Annotated in this window: 20 protein-coding genes and 1 riboswitch; of the genes, 8 read left to right on the top strand and 12 right to left on the bottom strand. The window is 66.1% G+C overall.

What is annotated here, in order from left to right; genetic code table 11:
- The first annotated feature begins 94 nt into the window (after nucleotides 1-94).
- Nucleotides 95-1,342 carry an ATP-grasp domain-containing protein gene (locus ACZBJS_RS34605; RefSeq protein WP_253588624.1) on the top strand — a complete coding sequence of 416 codons (1,248 nt, stop codon included), beginning with the start codon at nucleotides 95-97 and terminating at the stop codon, nucleotides 1,340-1,342.
- Between the two features lie 18 nt (nucleotides 1,343-1,360).
- Here the strand turns inward: ACZBJS_RS34605 and ACZBJS_RS34600 are convergent, their stop codons facing one another.
- From ACZBJS_RS34600 to ACZBJS_RS34590, 3 genes are all read right to left on the bottom strand, one after another.
- Complete coding sequence (locus ACZBJS_RS34600; protein WP_253638377.1) at nucleotides 1,361-2,353, bottom strand: ABC transporter substrate-binding protein; 993 nt, start codon at nucleotides 2,351-2,353, stop codon at nucleotides 1,361-1,363.
- A 206-nt stretch (nucleotides 2,354-2,559) separates the two neighbouring features.
- Nucleotides 2,560-2,733, bottom strand: coding sequence for a hypothetical protein (locus tag ACZBJS_RS34595; protein WP_168858599.1), 174 nt, complete (start codon nucleotides 2,731-2,733; stop codon nucleotides 2,560-2,562).
- Between the two features lie 111 nt (nucleotides 2,734-2,844).
- Nucleotides 2,845-5,127 carry a TonB-dependent receptor gene (locus ACZBJS_RS34590; protein ID WP_316398552.1) on the bottom strand — a complete coding sequence of 761 codons (2,283 nt, stop codon included), beginning with the start codon at nucleotides 5,125-5,127 and terminating at the stop codon, nucleotides 2,845-2,847.
- Nucleotides 5,128-5,236: 109 nt separating this feature from the next.
- A riboswitch (cobalamin riboswitch) is annotated at nucleotides 5,237-5,434 on the bottom strand.
- A 112-nt stretch (nucleotides 5,435-5,546) separates the two neighbouring features.
- Here ACZBJS_RS34590 and ACZBJS_RS34585 point away from each other — a divergent pair.
- The 3 genes from ACZBJS_RS34585 to ACZBJS_RS34575 all read left to right on the top strand — a co-directional run bounded on the left by ACZBJS_RS34585 (nucleotide 5,547) and on the right by ACZBJS_RS34575 (nucleotide 8,376).
- Nucleotides 5,547-6,590, top strand: coding sequence for a FecCD family ABC transporter permease (locus ACZBJS_RS34585; protein WP_253638379.1), 1,044 nt, complete (start codon nucleotides 5,547-5,549; stop codon nucleotides 6,588-6,590).
- Nucleotides 6,587-7,360, top strand: coding sequence for an ABC transporter ATP-binding protein (locus ACZBJS_RS34580; RefSeq protein WP_253638380.1), 774 nt, complete (start codon nucleotides 6,587-6,589; stop codon nucleotides 7,358-7,360). Before ACZBJS_RS34585 ends, ACZBJS_RS34580 begins: the two co-directional genes overlap by 4 nt.
- Nucleotides 7,361-7,629: 269 nt before the next feature.
- Nucleotides 7,630-8,376, top strand: a complete 747-nt coding sequence (locus tag ACZBJS_RS34575; protein ID WP_316398566.1) for an ABC transporter substrate-binding protein — start codon at nucleotides 7,630-7,632, stop codon at nucleotides 8,374-8,376.
- Nucleotides 8,377-8,548: 172 nt separating this feature from the next.
- Here ACZBJS_RS34575 and ACZBJS_RS34570 read toward each other — a convergent pair whose 3' ends face one another.
- From ACZBJS_RS34570 to soxX, 8 genes are all read right to left on the bottom strand, one after another.
- Entirely contained in the window at nucleotides 8,549-9,589 is a 1,041-nt protein-coding gene (locus ACZBJS_RS34570; protein ID WP_253588628.1) for an MBL fold metallo-hydrolase, read from the bottom strand.
- Nucleotides 9,590-9,927: 338 nt separating this feature from the next.
- Nucleotides 9,928-10,383, bottom strand: a complete 456-nt coding sequence (locus ACZBJS_RS34565) for a DsrE family protein (protein ID WP_057021234.1) — start codon at nucleotides 10,381-10,383, stop codon at nucleotides 9,928-9,930.
- On the bottom strand, nucleotides 10,380-12,128 hold the full coding sequence (soxB, locus tag ACZBJS_RS34560) for a thiosulfohydrolase SoxB (RefSeq protein ID WP_076834894.1): 1,749 nt from the start codon (nucleotides 12,126-12,128) through the stop codon (nucleotides 10,380-10,382). The genes ACZBJS_RS34565 and soxB overlap by 4 nt, the downstream gene beginning before the upstream one ends.
- 34 nt (nucleotides 12,129-12,162) lie before the next feature.
- Nucleotides 12,163-12,477 carry a hypothetical protein gene (locus tag ACZBJS_RS34555; RefSeq protein WP_245311939.1) on the bottom strand — a complete coding sequence of 105 codons (315 nt, stop codon included), beginning with the start codon at nucleotides 12,475-12,477 and terminating at the stop codon, nucleotides 12,163-12,165.
- On the bottom strand, nucleotides 12,474-13,334 hold the full coding sequence (gene soxA, locus ACZBJS_RS34550; protein ID WP_316398551.1) for a sulfur oxidation c-type cytochrome SoxA: 861 nt from the start codon (nucleotides 13,332-13,334) through the stop codon (nucleotides 12,474-12,476). Before soxA ends, ACZBJS_RS34555 begins: the two co-directional genes overlap by 4 nt.
- Entirely contained in the window at nucleotides 13,331-13,642 is a 312-nt protein-coding gene (gene soxZ / locus ACZBJS_RS34545) for a thiosulfate oxidation carrier complex protein SoxZ (protein WP_057021236.1), read from the bottom strand. Before soxZ ends, soxA begins: the two co-directional genes overlap by 4 nt.
- A 70-nt stretch (nucleotides 13,643-13,712) precedes the next feature.
- Complete coding sequence (soxY, locus tag ACZBJS_RS34540) at nucleotides 13,713-14,207, bottom strand: thiosulfate oxidation carrier protein SoxY (protein WP_057021237.1); 495 nt, start codon at nucleotides 14,205-14,207, stop codon at nucleotides 13,713-13,715.
- 33 nt (nucleotides 14,208-14,240) lie between these two features.
- Nucleotides 14,241-14,531, bottom strand: a complete 291-nt coding sequence (gene soxX / locus ACZBJS_RS34535; protein WP_316398565.1) for a sulfur oxidation c-type cytochrome SoxX — start codon at nucleotides 14,529-14,531, stop codon at nucleotides 14,241-14,243.
- A 265-nt stretch (nucleotides 14,532-14,796) separates the two neighbouring features.
- Between soxX and ACZBJS_RS34530 the strand changes: the two genes are divergently transcribed.
- Complete coding sequence (locus tag ACZBJS_RS34530; RefSeq protein WP_316398550.1) at nucleotides 14,797-15,471, top strand: DUF938 domain-containing protein; 675 nt, start codon at nucleotides 14,797-14,799, stop codon at nucleotides 15,469-15,471.
- Nucleotides 15,472-15,477: 6 nt separating this feature from the next.
- Here the strand turns inward: ACZBJS_RS34530 and ACZBJS_RS34525 are convergent, their stop codons facing one another.
- Nucleotides 15,478-16,350: a protein-L-isoaspartate O-methyltransferase family protein gene (locus ACZBJS_RS34525; protein ID WP_316398549.1), complete on the bottom strand. Its 873-nt coding sequence runs from the start codon at nucleotides 16,348-16,350 to the stop codon at nucleotides 15,478-15,480.
- Between the two features lie 89 nt (nucleotides 16,351-16,439).
- On the opposite strand from ACZBJS_RS34525, the gene ACZBJS_RS34520 reads away from it, so the two are divergent.
- The 3 genes from ACZBJS_RS34520 to ACZBJS_RS34510 all read left to right on the top strand — a co-directional run bounded on the left by ACZBJS_RS34520 (nucleotide 16,440) and on the right by ACZBJS_RS34510 (nucleotide 19,866).
- On the top strand, nucleotides 16,440-16,931 hold the full coding sequence (locus ACZBJS_RS34520) for a type II toxin-antitoxin system HicB family antitoxin (RefSeq protein WP_168859287.1): 492 nt from the start codon (nucleotides 16,440-16,442) through the stop codon (nucleotides 16,929-16,931).
- Between the two features lie 304 nt (nucleotides 16,932-17,235).
- The gene (locus tag ACZBJS_RS34515; RefSeq protein ID WP_316398548.1) at nucleotides 17,236-18,480 is read left to right on the top strand and encodes an MFS transporter; all 1,245 of its coding nucleotides are present in this window, start codon (nucleotides 17,236-17,238) and stop codon (nucleotides 18,478-18,480) included.
- A gap of 171 nt (nucleotides 18,481-18,651) precedes the next feature.
- Nucleotides 18,652-19,866 carry an MFS transporter gene (locus ACZBJS_RS34510; RefSeq protein WP_057021242.1) on the top strand — a complete coding sequence of 405 codons (1,215 nt, stop codon included), beginning with the start codon at nucleotides 18,652-18,654 and terminating at the stop codon, nucleotides 19,864-19,866.
- Nucleotides 19,867-20,100 lie beyond the last annotated feature (234 nt).

Below are 20,100 nucleotides of genomic sequence, written 5' to 3'. Positions count from 1 at the left end.
CGGGCGCATGGCTGCCCCCGGCGCTGGCGTGCCGGATCGACACATGCGGCATTAAATGCGGCGACAAAGCACGGCGGCACGGCGATGATCGGCCATGATCGACGCCAAAAAGCAGCTCCGCGTGCTGGTGTCGGAGGGCTCCAGCACCTCCGGCCGCGAGGCGATCACGATCCTGGGCCTGGCCGGCCATCACGTCGAGGTTTGCGACCCCTCGCGCTGGTGCCTGGCGCGCTACTCGCGCTTTGTCCGCAAATACCACCATTGTCCGCCGCTGCGGTCGGATCCGGCCGGCTTCCTGCGCTTCGTCGAGCGCCTGTTGGCGTCGCGGCATTTCGATGTGCTGCTGCCGACCCATGAACAGGGATTTCTGTTCGCCCGCGCCGCGGCGGGGCTGGCCTCACGTACCGGCCTCGCGCTGCCGGATTTCGCCAGCTATCGCGCCGTGCACAGCAAGGCCGGCTTCAGCCGCCTGCTCGACCGGCTCGGCCTGCCGCAGCCGCCGACCCGGATCGTGAATTCGGCCGAGGAGCTGCGCGAGGCGGTGCGGTTTCCATCCGTTGTCAAAACGTCGGTCGGCACCGCCAGCCGCGGTGTCTGGTTCGTGCGCGACGCTGGTGATCTCAATCGCGCGCTCTACGACCTCGAATCCTCAGGCGATCTTGCCGGCGAGGTGCTGGCGCAGGATCTGGTCACCGGCACGGTCGAGAAGGCGCAGTCGGTGTTCTGCCACGGCACGCTCGTCGGCTTCCATGCCTACCGCCAGATTGCGGCCGGTGTCGGCGGCGGCGAGGCGATCAAGGAGAGTGTGAGCCGGCCGGCGATCCGCGCCGGCCTCGAGACCATCGGCGCGCATCTTCGTTGGCACGGTGCGCTCTCGGTCGACGTCATCATGCCGCTCGACAGCGCGACGCCGCTGTTGATCGACTGCAACCCGCGGCTGGTCGAGCCGATGAACGCCTTTCAGTCGGGCGTCGATCTGGTCGACCTGCTGCTGCGCGTCTCGCGCGGCGAAACGCCGGCGCCGCTGGCCGAGGGGCGCGCCGGGGTGCGGACGCATCTGGCGATGCAGGCGCTGCTCGGCAGTGCGTCGCGCGATGGTACGCGGCGTGACCTGATCCGGGAATGCGGCCGCATCGCCGCGGGCGAAGGGCACTATCGGGGAAGCAGCGAAGAGCTGACGCCGGTGCGGCTCGACTGGCTCAGCGCTGTGCCGCTTGCGATGACGACAGTGCTGCTGCTGGCATCACCGCAGATCGCCTCATCGCTGGCGCGCGGCGGCTTTGGCGCGCATCTGCTCGATCGCGGCAGCATCAAGGCGATCGAGAATGGCGATTTCCGCTAGGATCCCTCCAGCGCGAATTCACCGCACGATCTTGTCTGCGCGCTTCAAGAGCTCCGGTGGAATCTCGACGCCCACGGCCTGGGCCGCCTGGAGATTGAATATCAGCTCTCGCTTGGTGACGACGCCGACTGGCAGGTCGCCCGGCTTCGCGCCCTTGAAAATCTTGTCGGCGAATGTCGCAAACTCGCGCCATGTATCGGCGACGTTGGCCCCATAAGTAATCACCCCGCCGGCGTCCGCCTGGCCGCCGGGAAACATTGCCGGCAAGCGGTTTTTGATGGCCAGTTCACCGACTCGTTTTCGATTGCTCCAGGGCACCGGCACTTCAAGGACCAGCAGCGCCTGCGCGCGCTCCTTTGCCATCCCGGCAATCGCGGCCTCCAGATCGTCTGCACCCTTGACCTTCACGATTTGCGGCTCCACCCCCTGGGCCTTGGCTGCGGCCTCGTTGGCACGATCAATCGGGGCGAGCCCGCGTTCATCCGCGCCGGGGATCGTTTGATCACTGAGAATCGCAACGCGCTTGATCCCGGGGAATGCCTCCTTCAGAAGCTTGAACTGGTCGCTGGCCTGCTGCGGATCGAGGTTGGTGAGGCCCGTGACATTGCCTCCCGGTTTTTCCATCGAGGCGACAAGCTTCAACGCGACCGGATCGGTGACGATCGCAAAGATCACCGGGATCGTCGACGTGGCTTTCTGCGACGCGACCGACGCCGGGCCGCCGAGTGCGAGGATGACATCCACATTCGCGTCGACCAGCTCCGAGGCGAGGCCCGGAAGGCGCTCGAGCTTCGATTCGGCAAATCGCGGTTCGATGACGATGTCGCGTCCTTCGAGATAGCCGCGCTCGGCGAAGTCGCTCAGAAGGTTTTTCTTGATGGAGTCGAACAGCGGCGACGGGCTGCCGTTGACGAGGATTCCTACTTTCCTGGGGGCCTGTTGCGCATCGGACGGGTCGCACATCGACGCGATCATGCAGAAGACCGTGAGCACCGCCTTCGCAAACCTCATGGCACCGCCCCCAGCAAGGACCCAGCGTCCATGCGAAGCCTAGCATCCAGGGGGTGGGCAACCAATCCGGAAGGGTGGTCCGGCCGATGACCTCGCTGCGACCTAATGTCTGCTTGGCGACGACGAGCCGGGCTCGGTAGCTCGCGAGCTACGAGGCCGCCGCGCGCGACTGCGCGCAGGATCTGTGGATCGATATTCGCCGGGCCTCACAACGGCTCGTCATCATTGCCGTAGCGGTCGAGCTTCGGCGTGGCGATGTCGCCGTCCTCATAGTACTCGTCGTCCTGCAACGCTGCGGGTGGCGGAGGCTTCTTCGACTTGTCGTCGGTCTTGTCCTTGATCTTCGTGCCGCCCTTGGTCTGCTTCCCGGCCTTGGCCATGCGTTTCCCCTGCGCGGGTCAAATCAGCTGCCGGAACTCTACCCCAGTTTCGGTGCGTTTGTAATGTTCGGAGACGGTGCGCGGGGCAGACCCGCCCCACCGGTTCACGCTCTAAAACGTCGCGCCGGCCTTTACCATGTAGGTGCGGCCGGGCAGCGGATAGGCCGAGAAGCGGCCTTCGGTGAACGTGCTCGCGATGGCGTAGTCGTAATAGAGCGCGTTGAACAGGTTGTTCACGCTCAGTGACCAGAAGAAGCGGTCAACTTGCCCGCTCAGCTTGATATCGGCGGTGGCGTTGCCGGGAATCCGGCTCTGGGTGTTGGCCTGATCGTTGTCCATGATGCGCGAGCTCCAGGCCCGCACCGTGGCGTCGAGCACCAGATAGTTCTGCCAGATATTCCAGGTGACGCCGAGATTGCCGGTGTAGCGCGACACCAGCGGCACGTCGTTGCCGGTCCAGATGCCTTCGCGGAACACCGCGCGGGTGATCGCCATGCCGCCGCGCAGGGTCACCGTATCGCTGAACTTGAGCGAGGCACTGGTTTCCGAGCCACAGCGGCGGGTGGGGTCGAGGTTGGTGTTGAAGAACAGCACCGGGTTGAAATGGATCTCGTTCTCGAGATCCATCAGATAGACGCTGGTCTGGACCTGAAACAGGTTGGTCTTGACCCGGAAGCCGCCCTCGACATCCTGCGAGGTCTGGGTCTTGAGCTGGAAATTCTGCGGGATCGGGGCGAAGGTCAGCGGATCGAACGACGGTCCGGATGCGACGCGCTCGTCGACATCGGGCGTGCGGAACGCGCGCGCCGCGCGGCCGAACACCGAGAAGGTGTCGGTCAGGCGATGCTCGGCGCCGACATGCAGGGCGTATTGCGTCTCGTTGCTGTCGAGCGGTGCCGCCTGCGTGTCGAACGCGAATGGCGCATTCGGGTCGTAGCGATCGCGCGCCGAGATGCTGGTATTCTGGACGCGCGCGCCGTAGGAGATGTCGGTCGTTGGCAACAGGCCCAGCGTATGTTGCCAATAGCCGGCCACGCTCTGCTGCTCGATATTGTAGATGTGGAACGGGTCGACGCCCTGATAGGCGCCGCGCGCCTCGCGGAAGCTCGAATCGTAATAGTCGATGCCGGTCAGGATCGTCGACGGCACGCCCAGCATCACATTCTTGACGCTGAGCCGCGGCGTCAGCGACCAGGTCTGCAGCGCGGCATCATTGTAGGTCGAAGCGAAGCTGATGGTCGGCATCGTGCCGAAGAAGCCGCTCTGCGTCTCGCGCTGCCGCCAGCCGCCGTCGACGATGAGGTCGACGCCGTTCATCAGCGTCTTGGTGAAGCCGGCGGTGACGCTGGCGGTCTGCTGGTTGGCATAGTCGAAGGGCGTCGCGGCGCCGCGGCGATCGGTGAGCAGCTCGTTCACGCCGATCGACGGATCGACCAGCCGTCCGCCGGGTAGGCCGAGCTTCTGGTCGCTGCCGGTGACGGTCAGGAAGGCGGTGAGATCAGGCGTCGTGTAGTTGATGTTGCCGACGGCGTTGCGCTGGTCGAGCGCATTGTTGACGCGGTAGCCGTCGGACTTGATGCCATTGCCGTAGAACGAGGTGGACCACGGTCCGGAATTGAGCGCTGCGGAGACCGCGGCCATGCGGGTGTTGAACGAGCCAGCTCCGGCCTCGGCCCGCATCGTCGTCGGCGGGCCGCCGACGCCGGTCTTGGTGATGATGTTGACGACGCCGCCCACCGCATTGTCGCCGTAAAGCACCGCGCCGCTGTTGCCGCGCGTGATCTCGATGCGCTCGATCGAATCGAGCGGAATCGTGGTGAGGTCGAAGCCGGCCTTGTCGACGTCGTTGAGGCGGCGGCCGTTGAGCAGGAACAGCGTATTGTCGGTCGCGAATGCGCCGAAGCCGCGCAGGTCGACCGACGTCTTGGCGCCGTTCGGTCCGCCATAGGGCGTTTGCAGCTGCACGCCCGGCACCTGCGCGAGGATCTCGGGTAACGACTGCACCGGCGAATGCGCGATGTCGTCGGCGGTGATCACGGCCGAGGAGGTGCCGACAATGCCGGCGAACTGGCGGCCGCCGGTGCCGCCCGTTCCGGTGGCCACACCGGTCCCTATCGTGCCCGATCCGGCTCCGCTGCCTGTATTGTTGCCTTGCGAGGTGCCCGGCGCCGGGCGTCGCGGCGCCGGCGCTTCGTCAGCGGCCGGCCTGGCGCGCGTGACGTTCTGGTCGCCCGGCTTGGTGACTTCGATCGCCGGCAGCTGATCGGGAGCGGGTGCCTCCTGCGCCCGCGCTGCGGAGACAAGGAATGCCGGCGCGAGCATCGTCGCCGGCGCGATCATCGTCGACGCGAGCAGAAGCGCGCGGCGCCGCCGATGGAAAGGGAAGGAGAACATAAGCAAGGCCTCGGCAACGTCAGTGGCACGTCACCGCGAACCAGTCTCACCATCGTGCTCACAGCATCAGGTGAAGCTCATGCCTGTACTCCCCGACCGGCAGCATCGCGTGTGACCACGGCTGACGGCAGGTCTCCTGGCTCGCGGGTCGTTACCCTTCGTCGCCTTCCCAGGACCGAGATTCCCAGTGGCCTGTGACGAAGGATTCACCGCATACAGTTGCGGGGGCAGCCGCGGCGTTGGGGAAGTTTCCCCGTACCGCATTCCCTTTTCATCTCATGAAAGAACCGTCATGTTCATCTAGGGTTCGGCCGGGTAGCAAAGTCAATCCGGCGGAAGTCGGGCGGCGGCCGCGCGGCCACGGTTTTTGTCGAGTGTCGCTTGTCTGCCACGGCGATCGCTGTAAGAGCATGGATCCGATGAGCGTGCAGGATTTTGCCTTGGCGGCCGAGGTCGCGGCGCGGCGCCGGTGGGGCGCCACGGCGGCGCTGCTCGCGCTCGTGGTCCTGTTGTGCGTGCTCTCGCTCGGCATCGGGCCGGTGCGGCTGTCGCCGCTCGCGGTGGTCGAGGCGCTGTTCGGCGGCAGCAGCGATGTGGCGCAGGTGATCGTGCGCGAGATCCGCCTGCCGCGCACCATCCTGGCATTTGCGATCGGCGGCATTCTCGGGCTGTCCGGTGCGGCGCTGCAAGGGCTGCTGCGCAATCCGCTGGCCTCGCCGTCGCTATTCGGCGCGCCGCAATCGGCGGCGTTCGGCGCGGTGCTGGTGATCGCGCTGGGCCTCGCCGATGTGCGCTCCTACGCGCTGCCGGTGGTGGCGATCATCGCCGCGTTCGGCTCGGTGTTCGCGCTGCTTGCGATCGCCGGCCGCAATGCCGGGCTGTTGATCCTGATCCTCGCTGGGCTCGCGATCTCGAGCTTTGCGGGAGCCGCGACCGCACTGGTGATGAATCTCTCGAGCAATCCGTTTGTGGTGCTGGAGATCGCGTTCTGGCTGCTCGGCTCGCTGGAGGACCGCAGCTTCCAGCACGTGGCGCTGGCGCTGCCCTTCATCGTCGCGGGCGCCGCCATCCTGCTCAGCCAGGCGAGCGCCTTCCGCGCGCTGACGCTTGGCGAGGAGGCGGCGCAGAGCCTCGGCGTCGACGTCGGGCGGTTGCGGCTCTTCGTGATCACGGGCGTGGCGCTCGGCGTCGGCGGCGCGGTCGCAGTCACCGGCACGATCGGTTTCATCGGCCTCGTCGCGCCGCATCTGATGCGTCCCGTGATCGGTCACGATCCGGCGCGGCTCTTGGTGCCGAGCGCGCTCACCGGCTCGGCGCTGCTGCTCGCCGCCGACATCGCGGTGCGCATCATTCCTTCAACCTCGGACATCAAGGTCGGCGTGCTGACCTCGATCATCGGCGTGCCGTTCTTCCTCTATCTGATCATGCGCGAGCGCCGCGCGCTCGGCGGAGGCGTGGCATGACGCTGCTCTCCGCCGCGGCGCTCAATGCCTCGCTCGGCAGCCGCAAGGTGCTGCACGATGTCTCGCTGTCGCTGCCGTCGGGCCATCTGGTCGCGCTGGTCGGCCCGAACGGCGCCGGCAAGACCACGCTGCTGCGTGCACTGGCCGGGCTGATTTCGTCGGGCGGCGAGATCCGGATCGGCGGCGATCCGCTGGCGTCGCTGCCGCTGCGCGAGCGCGCGAAGCGTTTCGCCTATCTGCCGCAGGGGCACATGGTGCACTGGCCGCTGCCGGCGCGCGACATCGTCGCGCTCGGCCGCTATCCGCACGGCGCGACCGATCCGGCGCGGCTGTCGCAGACGGATATGGAGGCGGTGCTGCGCGCGATGCAGGCGGTCGACGTCACTGAGTTCAGCGATCGCCGCGTCACCGAACTCTCCGGCGGCGAGCGCAGCCGCGTCGCGCTGGCCCGGGTGCTCGCGGTGGAGGCGCCGGTGATCCTCGCCGACGAGCCGACCGCCTCGCTCGATCCACGCCACCAGATCGACGTGATGCAGAAGCTGCGCAACGTCGCCGATGCCGGTGTGCTGGTGATCGTGGTGACGCATGACCTGGGACTCGCCGCGCGCTTCGCCGATCATGTGCTGGTGCTCGCGGAGGGGCGGCTGGCAGCGCAAGGCGCGCCTGTCGAGGCACTGTCGGAGAGCGTCCTCGCCAGCGTGTTCCGGGTCAGCGCCTATCGCGCCGAATTTCAGCGCGAAGCCGTCATCGTGCCGTGGGCGGACGTCTGATGTGGCCACGGCCTCACCACAAGCTCAGTTCACCTCTCCCGCTTACGGGGGAGGTCGCTGCGCTCGACGAGCGCAGCGGGTGGGGGCTCTCTCCACGATATGGCTCGCGGCGAAACCCCCACCCCAACCCTCCCCCGCAAGCGGGAGAGGGGGCGCACCTTCAGCGTGGCAGCCATCTCGCTTCGCTTCATCTTGGAGCGGTGGTCGCCATAGTGCTGTGGCTTATTTCCGCCGGTGCCGCGTTCGCCGCCGGACCGCGCATCGTCTCGATGAATGTCTGCAGCGACCAGCTCGTGCTGTCGCTGGCCGACCCGGATCAGATCATCGGCCTCAGCCGCTTCTCGCGCGATGCCTGGCAATCCTGGGCCGCGGAGAAGGCGCGAAACTTTCCGCGCTTGTCCGGCGAGGCCGAGGACGTGTTGCTGCTCAAGCCCGACCTCGTCGTGGTCAGCCTGTTCGACAAGCGCGCGACCCGTGATCTGTTGAAGGCCCACGGGCTGCACCTCGTCGAATTCACGGTGCCGCGCACGCTGGACGAGGTGAAGGACCAGATCCGCGCGATGGGCGATGTGGTGCAGCACCCCGATCGCGCGGAGGCCGAGATCGCGCGCCTCGATGCGGCGATCGCGCATGCGCGGGCGGCGGCAAGCGCGCATCATTACCGCGTGCTGCCGCTGGAGCGACGCGGCTTTGTCTCGGGCGACCATAGCCTGGTCAGCTCGCTGCTGGCGGCAGCCGGCCTCGCCAACGCCGCCGGCGAACTTGGCGTCGGCGCAGGCGGGTTTGCTTCGCTGGAGGCGATCGTAAAACTGCGGCCGGATTTCATCCTGGTGTCGGAAGCCGGCGACCGCGTCGAGGATGACGGCCGCGCCTTCCTGCTGCATCCGGCGCTGGAGCGCTTCTATCCGCAAAGCAAGCGCATCGTGCTGCCGGAGCGGCTCACGGTGTGCGGCGGCGTGATGCTGGCGGATGCGCTGGATCGCCTGACGGAAGAGTTGCAGCGAGTGACGCAGTGACCTTCCAAACCCGTCATCCTGAGGAGCGGCGAAGCCGCGTCTCGAAGGATGCGCGGCCCGGATACTTCCAGGAGTTCGCGGAAGGAGTGTGGCCGTCGCCCTTCGAGGCTCGCTTCGCTCGCACCTCAGGGTGACGGTGAGATATTTGCGAGCGGGCTAAAGGGTTATGAGACTATCCCATCACCACCGGCCCGCCGGCCTTCTTCCAGGCGTCGATGCCGCCATCGATATGCGCGGTGTTGGCCAGTCCCGCCTTCTTCGCGGCGGCCACCGCCATCGCCGAGCGCTCGCCGAAGGCGCAGAAGAACACGACGCGGCGGCCGGTTGCGGCGGCGACCTCGCGCAGCATGCCGCCGGGCTGCAGGGTGGCGCAAATCCCCGGATAGGGCGCGTGCAGCGCGCCCGCGAGCGTGCCGTGCTTGGCCCGCTCGGCGCTCTCGCGCAAATCGACCAGAAGGATATCGGGGCGGCCGAGACTCGCGATGGCGTCGCGCGCGCTGAGGGAGAGGCCTTCCTTGGCGAGTTCGTCCTGGTGCAGGCCGACATGCATGTTGGCGGGCACCACGACGTCCATCAGCTTCGGGTTCGGCAAATTGAGGTTGTTCATCAGCTCGACATAGTCGTCGATCGATTTGACCTGCAGCCGCGGATTGTAGCGCTTCTCCTCGCCGATGGTGGAGACGGTGTCGCCCTTGTAATCATGCGCGGGGAACACCATGGTCTCCTCCGGCAGCTTCAGCAGCCGGTTGAAGATCGAATCGTACTGCGCCCGCGCGCTGCCGTTCTGGAAGTCGGTGCGGCCGGTGCCGCGGATCAGCAGCGTGTCGCCGGTGAAGACGCGGTCGCCCATCAGATAGCTGTAGGAATCGTCGGTGTGGCCGGGCGTGTACAGCGCCTCGAGGCAAAGGCCCTCGATCGTCACCTTGTCGCCGTCGGAGACGCGCATCGACACCACGTCGGCCTTGCTCTGCTCGCCCATGATGGTGATGCACTGGGTGCGGTCGCGCAGCTCGCCGAGGCCGGTGACGTGATCGGCGTGCAGGTGCGTATCGACGGCCTTGACCAGCCTGAGGTCAAGTTCCTGGAGCAGCTTGCAGTAGCGATCGGCCTTCTCCAGCACCGGATCGAGGATCAGTGCCTCGCCGCCGGCGCGGCTCGCGAGCAGATAGCTGTAGGTTCCGGATACGCTGTCGAAGAGCTGGCGAAAGATCATGACGGCTTACCTATTCTCCGGGCCGAGTCACATGGAGGATATTATTCCATAGATAGGGTTCGTTCAAAGCAAATCCATCCCCACCCCAGCCGGATCCCGTCACCCTGAGGAGCGCGCTCTTGCGCGCGTCTCGAAGGGTGGACGGCCCGGGTCTTTCCGCGAATGGGACAAGGCATCTGGGCCGTGCATCCTTCGAGGCTCGCTCCGCTCGCGCCTCAGGATGACGGGATATGCATCGAGGTCGTGGAAGAGACGAAGTTACGGCCGCACGTAACTCCAGCCTGCTCCTGCGGGCGCGCGTTCGCGCGACCCGTTGGCTCGCAATGACGACGGGGCCGTTACGGCCGGACCAGCGTGTATCCGTTCTCGGTGAGCAGCAAGATCTGCGCGACGCCGACCTGCACGGGGGTGGCGGCGGCGATGTAGTCCGGCCGCTTGCCGCTGTCGCGTTCGATCGTGTCGACGGTGTTGAGGCAGATGTCGACCCGCGCGCCCTGCGCGACCAGGCTCTCGACCAGCTTGCGGTTCGGGTTGTCGGGCTTGAGCAGGTCGATGCCCGGGCCGAAGGCGACGATCTCGACCGCGACCTTGTCGGGGTCGTAGTGCTTCATCAGATTGTTGGCGACGCTGATGACGAGGCCTTGCTTCCTCGGATCGTTGTCGGAGAGCTGCAGCACGACCTTGTGCTCGGCGAACGGCTTGTCCTGCAACGGCGCCTGCTGGGCACGCGCGAGCGGCGTCGCCAGCGCGAGCGCAGCAAGGCCGAATGCCGCGATCAGCGCGCGGCGCGTCATCCGTGCCTCGCGATGCCCGGGTTGTCCTCGACGCCTTTCAGCGTCACGCCGGGTTCGTCGCGGTTCGGCGGCCGGCCGGAGCGCAGGTGCCTGGCGACGACATCCCAGATCGGCGCGCCGCTCTGCTGGTTGACCGAGGCCCAGCCTGCGACCTTGTAGTGCTTGCCGGCTTCGAGACGCTTGCCGTTGCCCAACTTCAGCTCGGAAATGCGCTTGCCGACAGTCTCGGCCGGCGTGCAGGTGTAGGCGAGGCCGCCGACGCGAACCATGTCGCCGCCCTGCTGATAATAGGGATCGACGTTGAACAGATTGTCGCAGACGTCTTCCAGCACATCCTTGATCTGGCTGCCCGTCATCTTGGCGACGTAGGTCTCCGGATAGGTGATCGCGGTTTCCGACAGCACGTCTTCCATGGTCAGCGGCTGGCCGGCGAGCGTGGTGATGCCCCAGCGGAAGCCCGGCGACAGCGCGATCTCGGCGTCGAGCTCGTTCAGCAGCGCATCGCAGATCAACTGGTCGACGGTGCCGGAGAAATTGCCGCGGCGGTAGAGCAGCCGGTCGGCCGAGGCCAGCTTGTTGTTCCATTCGTCGGCATGCGGATCGCGCATCTTGTCGATCAGCGTCTGCATCGCAGGATCGGGCTTCAGCAGTTCGGCGAACACCGGCAGCAGCCGGTAGCGGACATTGGCGACCTTGCCCTTGGCAAGGTCGAGATCGAGCACGCCGATGAATTTGCCGTTGGAGCCGGCATTGGTCACCAGCGTGACGCCGCCGGCATTGGTCACCGTGATCGGGATCGGGATCGCGTCGTGGGTGTGCCCGCCGAGGATGACGTCGATGCCGGTGACGCGGCTGGCGAGCTTGAGGTCGACATCCATGCCGTTATGCGACAGCAGGATCACCGCCTCGACCTTGTCGTTGTTGCGATGGCCGTCGACGAGCTTCTGCAGCTCCTCGTCGCGGATGCCGAACTTCCAGTCCGGCGTGAAGCGCTTCGGATGCGCGATCGGCACGTAGGGGAAGGCCTGGCCGATGATCGCAACGCGATGGCCGCCGATCTCCTTGATGAAGGACGGCTTGAACACCCGTCCCGAAGCCGGGTCGAACGCCTTGGCGTCGTTGAACGCGGCTTCCTCGGTCAGGAACACGTTCTGCGCCAGGAACTCGCCCTTGAAGCGGGAGAGGTTGTCGCGCAGCACCTGCTCGCCATAGGTGAATTCCCAGTGCCCGGTCATCGCCTCGATGCCGAGCAGATTGGCGGCCTCCACCATGTCGGCGCCGTTCATGGCGTTGGCGAGCGCCGAGCCCTGCCAGAGGTCGCCGCCGTCGAGCAGGATCGAACGCTTTTCGCCGACATCGGCGCGCAGCTTGTCGACCAGTGTCTTCAGGTGGGCGAAGCCGCCGAGCCGGCCGAAGCGGCCGGCGGCCTTCTCGAATTCGACGCAGGTGAAGGCATAGGCGTCGGCGCTGTCGGGCCGGATGCCGAAGCGGTCGAGGAAGGCCTTGCCGACGAGGTGCGGCGGCTGGCCGGCCATCGCGCCGACGCCGAGATTGACGCCGGGCTCGCGGAAGAACACCGGCTTCAGCTGCGCATGCGTATCGGTCATGTGCAGGATGCGGGCGTTGCCGAACCGCTCGAGGTCGTAGACGCTGGCGGTATCGGCGCTGCGCGCAAGGCGCGGCAGACCGGCCGTCAGCGTTGCGGCGGCCGCAGCTTTCAGGAATTCCCGGCGGCGGATGATCATCATTCTCTCCGCGCGGCCCCTGGCCTGCGCGCTCTTAACGAACTTCCATGTCCTTCCAGCGTTCCTTTTCGCTGGTGGCCTGGAAGATCGAGGCCTTTGCCAGTGCCTCGGCCTCCTTGGCCTTGGCGACGGCGGTGTCGAAATCACCAGCCTCACCGGCCTTTTTTGCGGCAGATAGTGTCGAGGCGGTGGTGGTCCACTGGTTGCGCAGGCTGCCTGCCTCCTTGTTGGCGGCTTCGGCGGCGGCGTAGGCGGCCTTGTAGTCGGCCTCGGAGGCGGCGAGGGCGCCGGTCGCCGATGCGATCAGCAGGGCTGATGCTGCGAGGACAGCTTTGATGGCCGCGCTCATGGCCGTGCTCCCGGACCCGAAATCGGCAGCCCGTTGCTGACATAGGACAGATAGTATTCGAGGTTGCGGTACTCGTCGTCCTGCGGATTGAGCGGCACGCCGCGGATCTGGCTGTTGCAGGTGGTGAAGCGGCGGCTGGTCGTGCCCATGCCGCTCCATTCCGAGCGGTAGATCGGCATCGCGTTCAGGATGCCGAGCGCCGGTGCCAGCACCTCGGCGCGGATCCGCTCGCCCGGGCTCTGGATGTGGCAGGTGGCGCAGGAGAAATTGAGCTGGCCGCGGCGGGTGTAGAAATACTCCTTGCCCTTCTGATAGGCCTCGAGCGCGCGCGGATCGTTCGGGATCTTGATGTCCATCGGCTTGCCGCGCGAGGTGAAGGCCATGTAGGCGGTGAGCGCGGCCATGTCGTCCTTCAGATAGGAGAACGGTGCCTCGCCATTGGCTTCGCGGCAGCGGTTGAGCGCGAGCTCGAGCGTGACGACCTTGCCTTCCTTCTCGTCGAAATAGGGATAGTTCTGGCGGATACCGATGCCCTTGTTCGGGAAGCAGTCGGCGTAGGTCTTGCCGTTCTTGAACGGCGTCGCGAACATCTCCTTGCCGGCTTCGAGCGAGAACTCGTAGGGCGGAAACTGCTCCTTCTCCTCCCACTGCCTGTGCAGGTCCTCATTCATCGAATAGGGACCGTTGACGAAATCCTCGAGCTTCAGCTTGGGGAATTTGCTGGTGAAGAATTTCTGGAACGCGGCCTTGTCGGCGGCGGGATCGACGGTGTCGGCCGCCCGCGCGGCCGGCGCGAGCGCCAGCACGCCGAGCGCGAACGTCGCGAGTGCTGCACGGATTGCGAGGCGCCGCGTCATTGAATCTTCGCCGTGGCGGTGTCGGTCGCGCCCTTGTTGTCGACCCAGCTGACCTTCAGATCGTCGCCCTTCTTGCCGCCCTTGAAGGCGAACTTGACATAGGGGTCCTTGGAGACGCCGCCGCCCCAGTCGGCGACGAACACCGGCTTGCCGTCATATTCGAAGGTGAGCTGCTGGATGAAATGCGGCGGAATGATCTCGCCCTTGGCGTCCTTGACGAAGCCGGAATCCATCGGATGCTGGATCAGCGCCTGCACCTCGGTGGTGTCGCCGTTTGACGTGGCGCGCACGCGAATGCTCGATGCCATCTGATTATCCCTATTGTTTGCGCATGATCTTGTCGGAGAACCGGTTCCCACTTTTCCGGATCATGCGTACTCAGCCGCCGCAGCCGCCGACGGTGACCTTGATTTCCTTTTTGGCGCTGTAGAGCTTGCCGCCGGCCTCGACGATCGCGGTGACGTTGCTGGTCTTCGCCATCTTGATGCGGTTGGAGACGGTCGGCAGCGTGCCGGCCGGAATCCTGTATGAGGCGACCAGCGAGATCGGATTCTCGCTCACCAGAAACGAGATCGAGGTGACGTCGGCCAGCGTCGTGGTGGCGGAGATCGGCACCACCGCGCCGTTCTCGGCGATCTCCGGCGCATCCATCTTGATCTTGTCCGACGGCTCGGCGGTCTTGCCATAGAGCGCCTTGATCGCGTCGGCCTCGTTCTTCTGCTTGAATGCGTCTTCGGGATATTTGTCGTTGGCGGCGGCGAGCGCCTGCGGCACGTCGAACGGAATGACCCCGAGGCCGATCAGCGCGGCGACGCCGGCGCCCTTCAGCACCATGCGGCGCGCTTTGAAAAATTCGCTGGTCGTGATGTTCATCGAAAAAAATCTCCTCAAGCGACGGTCGCGGCGTCACAGCGTCTGCAGGAAGTCCACCACCGCGTCGATTTCCTTCTCGCTCAAAATCCGGTTTCGGCCGAACGGCGGCATCACCGTCTGCGGATTGCGCCTGGTTTCGTCGGTCACGATCGCGATCAGCTCGTCACGGCTGTATTTGGCCTTCAGGCCGCTTAGCTCGGGGCCGATCGTGCCGGGCAGGTCGCCGCCCCTGATGACGTGGCAGGTCAGGCAATTGCCCTTGCCGCGGTCGAAGGCGAGCTTTTGTCCCTCGGCGGCGGACTGGGCCTGCGCGGGCGCGGCCATGGCGGTGCCCGCCAGCAGCGCCAGGACGAAGGCTGGCTTGGAGAAAGTGGCGATCAAGGACGTTTCCCGGGCTTCAATCTCGATGATCCCATCGCAATATAAAGCGTGGAAAGCACAAAGGCCATCGGCTGGCAACACGGAGAATAGGCGCGTTGCGACGGGGTTAATGCCACAGGGGCAGTCCGGCACTGGAGCGCATGTCCTGCGCCTTCCGCCTGTCATGTTTGTGCGGTTGAGATGTGGCTGAGGCGTAGGGAGAAGCGCGGTGGCGGAATTCGTGGCGGAGTTTGGCAAGGACGGCCGGCCGGTCGAGGCGGACGGGCGGCTCGATGCGCCGGCGTTCCATCGCAACCATCAGCCGATCTGGACCGTCCTGAAGGACTGCCTCGCCGGCCAATCCGGCGACGTGCTGGAAGCCGGCAGCGGCACCGGCCAGCATGTCGTCTATTTCGCCGGTCAGACGCCCGACATCACTTGGTGGCCGAGCGACCTCCATGCGGCGCACCTGCGCAGCATCGAGGCCTGGCGCGCGCATGCCGCCCTTCCGAACATCCGGCCGCCGCAGCCGATCGATCTGTCCGACCCGGCTTGGTCGCCGGCGCCGCCGGACGGCAAAGGTCCGGACAAACTGCTCGCGATCTTCTGCGCCAATGTGATCCACATCGCGCCGTGGCGCGTGGCCGAGGGCCTGTTCGCCGGCGCCGCGCGGCACCTGCGCGCCGACGGCCGGCTGTTGCTCTACGGCCCGTTCAAGCGCGGCGGCAAGCACACCGCGCTCAGCAATGCCGTGTTCGACACGTCGCTGCGCGAGCGCGACGCCGAGTGGGGGGTGCGCGATATCGCCGATCTCGAGACGCTTGCGGAGCGCGTCGGGCTCAAGCTCGCCGGCAGCTTCGAGATGCCGGCCAACAACATGATTTTGGTCTTTGCCCGCAAGTAGCCGCGCTCAATCGTAAGCCAGGCACCAGCCTGGCCCACGCAGCCAGCAACGTTCATCGGGGATCCCGGCGTCGCGATAGAGCTGCGTCACCTTCTGCCAGCCGCCGCGGGCGAAGGCTTCGGCGAGCGTTTTTTCGGACGTCTCGTCCCGGCCGCCGTCGCAGGGAATGATCGCGACCGGTGATATCCAGTCCGCCCGGTACGCTGCCTCCTCGCGCCGGATCCGGAACACGGCGCCGGATCGCGCCACCTGCTCCGGCGCGCCGCCCTTGAATCCCTCATCCGAAGTCAGCGGCAGGATCAGACGGCCGCCGGCGGCGAGCCCGTCTAGCCATCGCGCGACAGGCCGGGTGCAGCCGGCGTTGACATAGATCACGTCGGCGGACTCGAACGCGACCTGTGTGCCGTCGCCCTGGATGATCTCGACATTTGCGCAAGCGGCGAGATTGGCGCGAGCGTCTGCCGCAAGGTCCGGATCGTATTCGGTGCCGGTCACGCGGCCGGACGGTCCGACCAGATGCGCGAGGATCGCGGTGTAGTACCCCGTGCCCGTGCCGATATGCACCACGTGCTCGCCGGCGGTGGGTGCGGCCTGGTGCATGAGATAGGCATGCAGCGAGGGCTGGCCGTTGTTGAGACGTCGCTCGGGGCGCAAGGCGACGAGATCGTTGGTGTAGAGATAGACCGGGTCGGCATCGGGCGTCGGCGCATAGTCGCGGCTCCACCAGCGCAGCATCATCCATGGTCCCGGGCCGACGAAGTCCTCGCGGCGAATGGCGGCGAAGGCCTCCGTCAGCCGCGGATTGATGGTGTTGGCGGCGGCCAGGATCTGCTTGGCATAGGCCGCGCGGACGATGCGGAGTTCGGCTTGCGGGTCCATTGCCGCGCGCTCCCACGATGTCGCGTGTTGTGTGATTTGACACACACCCGAGGTGTGTGAAATAGCATACTGCGGCGACGGAGGCCAGAATGAAGAGACGGCTTTATCCGGCCGTGCTGGAGCGCGGTCCGCGCGGCGCGTTCGGGGCGTGGTTTCCGGATTTTCCCGGCTGCGTCGCCGCGGGACGATCGCAGGAAGACGCGATCGAGCGCGCCGAGCAAACGCTGGCGCAAACCGTCGACGGCTGGGTCGAGCAAGGCAAGCCATTGCCGGAGCCGACCCCGATCGAGCGCATCGTGCCGCCGAAGGGCTCCGACGTTGCAGCCTTCTTCATGGTCGGCGTCGATCCGCCCGACCCGTCCGAGCGCGTCAACGTCTATTTGCCGAAGAGCCTGATCGCACGGATCGACAAGCATGCCGCCGGACTCGGCATGAGCCGTTCGAGCTTTTTTGGTTTCGCCGCGACGCTTGCGCTTGAATGGCACGTTCACAAGCCGCACCTCGTCGGGCCGCGCTCCAAGGTGCACAAGACCGGCGCGCTGCGCGCCGAGAAGCGGATGGGCAAGAAGCCGGCGCGGTAGGCGATCGATCATCGAGCGACAGCTCTCTCACCGTCACCCTGAGGAGGCCGCAGAGCGGCCGTCTCGAAGGGTCGACGGTCCGGCTGTTGGCCGTGCATCCTTCGAGACGCGCTACGCGCTCCTCAGGATGACGGTACTGATAGAAGTGCCGGGCTGCTGTGACGTCACTCTGTGAGAGCAAGCGATCCCCTCGTGCGCCTCCTGCATGGCGTACGTCCGTTTGCGCCGGTTGATCGGCTTCGACCCGCTCTCCATAGTGCGCCCGATTGGGGGCTCCCGCCGGGGCTTCGAGGCGGGACCACCGATGATTGACGTGACGGCTGCGGATGAGGCGAGCGACGACGCGCGGGCGCGCAGCAATGTGTGGCGGCTTGCGGCGGCGCAGGCGCTGACCGGCGCCAATTCGGCGGTGATCTTCGCCACCGGCTCGATCGTCGGCGCGACGCTGGCACCCGACGTCTCGCTCGCGACGGTGCCGCTCTCGATGTATGTGCTCGGGCTTGCCGCCGGCACGCTGCCGACCGGCGCGATCTCGCGCGCCTATGGCAGGCGCGTCGCCTTCATCATCGGCACCTTCTGCGGCACGCTCACCGGCGCGCTCGGCGCCTGGGCGATCCTGCATTCATCGTTCTGGCTGTTCTGCGGCGCGACCTTCCTCGGCGGGCTCTACGGCGCCGTCGCGCAGTCCTACCGCTTTGCCGCGGCCGATGGCGCCAGTGTCGCGTTCCGGCCCAAGGCGGTGTCCTGGGTGATGGCCGGCGGCGTGTTCGCCGGCGTGCTCGGGCCGCAGCTCGTGCAATGGACCATGGACATCTGGCCGCCCTATCTGTTCGCGTTCTCCTTCGTGATGCAGGCGCTGGTCGCGCTGGTGGCGATGGCGGTGCTCTCGGGCGTCGACGCGCCGAAACCTGCGGCTGCGGACCTGCATGGCGGCCGCCCGCTGCTCGAGATCGCAAAGCAGCCGCGCTTCATCGCCGCGGCGCTGTGCGGCGTGATCGCCTATCCGATGATGAATCTGGTGATGACCTCGGCGCCGCTCGCCATGAAGATGTGCGGGCTGTCGGTCAGCGATTCCAATTTCGGCATTCAGTGGCACATCGTTGCGATGTACGGCCCGAGCTTCTTCACGGGCTCGCTGATCGCGCGGTTCGGCGCGCCCGTTATCGTCGCGCTCGGGCTGGCGCTGGAAGCGGTCGCCGCGATGATCGGACTGTCAGGCGTCACCGCGCCGCACTTCTGGGCGACGCTGTTCGTGCTCGGGTTCGGCTGGAATTTTGCGTTCGTTGGCGCTTCCGCGCTGGTGCTGGAAACGCACCGGCCGCAGGAGCGCAACAAGGTGCAGGCGTTCAACGATTTCCTCGTGTTCGGCATGATGGCGATCGGTTCGTTCTCGTCGGGCCAGCTGCTCGCGCATTACGGCTGGAATGCCGTCAACTGGGTGGTGTTCCCGCCTGTGCTGCTCGGCCTTGCCGTGCTCTCGTTCGCTTCATTCGCCAAGCGACGCGCGAAATTGCGCGCGGTGGAAGAAATCCCGGATCCCAGCATCTAAAGCTTGTCGTTTGACCATGGTCTGTTCGGAAAACCGCTTCGCACTTTTCCGCACCATGCTGCTGCCAATTGCTGACACTTCGATCAGCTTCGAAATGATCCGCTTGCAACGCTGTTCACATCATGGGATCGGATCGGTCCGGCCATGACGATGTGAGAAGCAAGAGCAAGAATGGACGCATCCTCAGCCACGCTGCCTGATGAATCCTCGCTTGGCTACGAAGGCTGGCGCATCGTCGTCGTCTGCTTCCTGCTTGCGACCTTCGGCTGGGGATTGGGCTTCTACGGACAGAGCGTCTATGTTGCCGAGCTGCAGCGGCTGCACGGTTGGCCGGCGTCGCTGATTTCGTCGGGCACGACCTTCTTCTATCTGTTCGGCGCCGCGCTGGTTGCCTTCGTCAGCGAGGCGATCAAGGCGTTCGGCGCGCGCAGCTGCCTGATCGCCGGCACCTTCGCGATGGCGATCGCGGCCGTTGCGATCGGCGAGGTGCGCGAGCCCTGGCAGCTCTATCTTGCCGATGCGCTGCTGGCGTTCGGCTGGGCCGGCACCAGCCTCGGCATCATCACCAACACACTCGGCCTGTGGTTCGACAAGAAGCGCGGCATGGCGATCAGCCTGGCGCTGAACGGCGCGAGCTTCGGCGGCATCGTCGGCGTGCCGCTGCTGGTGGCGGGGATCGGCACGTTCGGCTTCTCCGGCGCGATGATCGCGGCCGCGGGGCTGCTGATCGTGGTGATGGTGCCTGTCATCCTGATCTTCGTCGGGCAACCGCCGGTGCATCTGCACGCGGTCACGGCGGCCGCTGCCGACGCGCCGTCGGCGACGCAGGTGCGCAGCCGGGCGCTGCGCGACATCCGCTTCCTCTCGGTCTCGATTGCCTTCGCGCTGGTGCTGTTCGCCCAGGTCGGCTTCATCGTGCATCTGATCGCCTATCTCGATCAGGTAATCGGCCGCGAGCGCGCGACGGTGGCGATGGCGCTCTTGACCGCGATGGCCGTGGTCGGGCGTGTCTCGTTCTCCTTCGTGATCGACCGGCTCAACCAGAGGCTGGCATCGGCGCTGTCTTTTATCAGCCAGGCGGTCGCGCTCGCCGTCATCATCAATGTGCACAATGACGTGGCGCAGATCGCCGCCTGCGCGCTGTTCGGCTTCTCGGTCGGCAATCTGATCACGCTGCCGGCGCTGATCGTGCAGCGCGAGTTCGATCCGCGTGCGTTCGGCGTGCTGGTCAGCCTGATCACCGCCATCAACCAGATCACCTACGCCTTCGGCCCCGGCGTGGTCGGGCTGCTGCGCGATCTCTCGGGCAGCTATTCGCTGCCGTTCTACGGCTGCATTGGCCTGGAGCTGATCGCGGCGGCGACGATCATGGCGAAAGGGAAGTAGCTTTCCACCTCCCCTTGAAAAGGGGAGGTCGCTTTGCTCACAGAGCAAAGCGGGTGGGGATCTGCTCTCTCCGCTTGCAACATCGCCTGCGGCTGACCCCCATCCCGACCTTCCCCCTTTCAGGGCAGGGGTGTCCGGGGAAATTCAGGCATAGCGGAGCTCCATCTGGTCAGGTGAGATGGTTGATTTCCGACGGCTGGGGTTGATGGGCGGAGGTTTGTCGATGGCAGCGAG

It is taken from the genome of Bradyrhizobium sp. KZN70725, assembly GCF_055264925.1.
This window is presented reverse-complemented; position numbering and strand designations above follow the sequence as displayed.

Bases quoted from the DNA above. Each gene is read 5' to 3' on its own strand.
- ACZBJS_RS34570 (WP_253588628.1), bottom strand. From the start codon at position 9,589: ATGATCTTTCGCCAGCTCTTCGACAGCGTATCCGGAACCTACAGCTAT.
- soxZ (WP_057021236.1), bottom strand. From the start codon at position 13,642: ATGGCATCGAGCATTCGCGTGCGCGCCACGTCAAACGGCGACACCACC.
- soxX (WP_316398565.1), bottom strand. From the start codon at position 14,531: ATGGCCGCGCCCGCGCAGGCCCAGTCCGCCGCCGAGGGACAAAAGCTC.
- ACZBJS_RS34555 (WP_245311939.1), bottom strand. From the start codon at position 12,477: ATGAGCGCGGCCATCAAAGCTGTCCTCGCAGCATCAGCCCTGCTGATC.
- ACZBJS_RS34595 (WP_168858599.1), bottom strand. From the start codon at position 2,733: ATGGCCAAGGCCGGGAAGCAGACCAAGGGCGGCACGAAGATCAAGGAC.
- soxA (WP_316398551.1), bottom strand. From the start codon at position 13,334: ATGACGCGGCGCCTCGCAATCCGTGCAGCACTCGCGACGTTCGCGCTC.
- ACZBJS_RS34575 (WP_316398566.1), top strand. From the start codon at position 7,630: ATGAATGTCTGCAGCGACCAGCTCGTGCTGTCGCTGGCCGACCCGGAT.
- ACZBJS_RS34565 (WP_057021234.1), bottom strand. From the start codon at position 10,383: ATGACGCGCCGCGCGCTGATCGCGGCATTCGGCCTTGCTGCGCTCGCG.
- soxB (WP_076834894.1), bottom strand. From the start codon at position 12,128: ATGATCATCCGCCGCCGGGAATTCCTGAAAGCTGCGGCCGCCGCAACG.
- ACZBJS_RS34585 (WP_253638379.1), top strand. From the start codon at position 5,547: ATGAGCGTGCAGGATTTTGCCTTGGCGGCCGAGGTCGCGGCGCGGCGC.
- ACZBJS_RS34525 (WP_316398549.1), bottom strand. From the start codon at position 16,350: ATGGACCCGCAAGCCGAACTCCGCATCGTCCGCGCGGCCTATGCCAAG.
- ACZBJS_RS34520 (WP_168859287.1), top strand. From the start codon at position 16,440: ATGAAGAGACGGCTTTATCCGGCCGTGCTGGAGCGCGGTCCGCGCGGC.
- ACZBJS_RS34605 (WP_253588624.1), top strand. From the start codon at position 95: ATGATCGACGCCAAAAAGCAGCTCCGCGTGCTGGTGTCGGAGGGCTCC.
- soxY (WP_057021237.1), bottom strand. From the start codon at position 14,207: ATGAACATCACGACCAGCGAATTTTTCAAAGCGCGCCGCATGGTGCTG.
- ACZBJS_RS34590 (WP_316398552.1), bottom strand. From the start codon at position 5,127: ATGTTCTCCTTCCCTTTCCATCGGCGGCGCCGCGCGCTTCTGCTCGCG.
- ACZBJS_RS34580 (WP_253638380.1), top strand. From the start codon at position 6,587: ATGACGCTGCTCTCCGCCGCGGCGCTCAATGCCTCGCTCGGCAGCCGC.
- ACZBJS_RS34600 (WP_253638377.1), bottom strand. From the start codon at position 2,353: ATGAGGTTTGCGAAGGCGGTGCTCACGGTCTTCTGCATGATCGCGTCG.
- ACZBJS_RS34510 (WP_057021242.1), top strand. From the start codon at position 18,652: ATGGACGCATCCTCAGCCACGCTGCCTGATGAATCCTCGCTTGGCTAC.
- ACZBJS_RS34515 (WP_316398548.1), top strand. From the start codon at position 17,236: ATGATTGACGTGACGGCTGCGGATGAGGCGAGCGACGACGCGCGGGCG.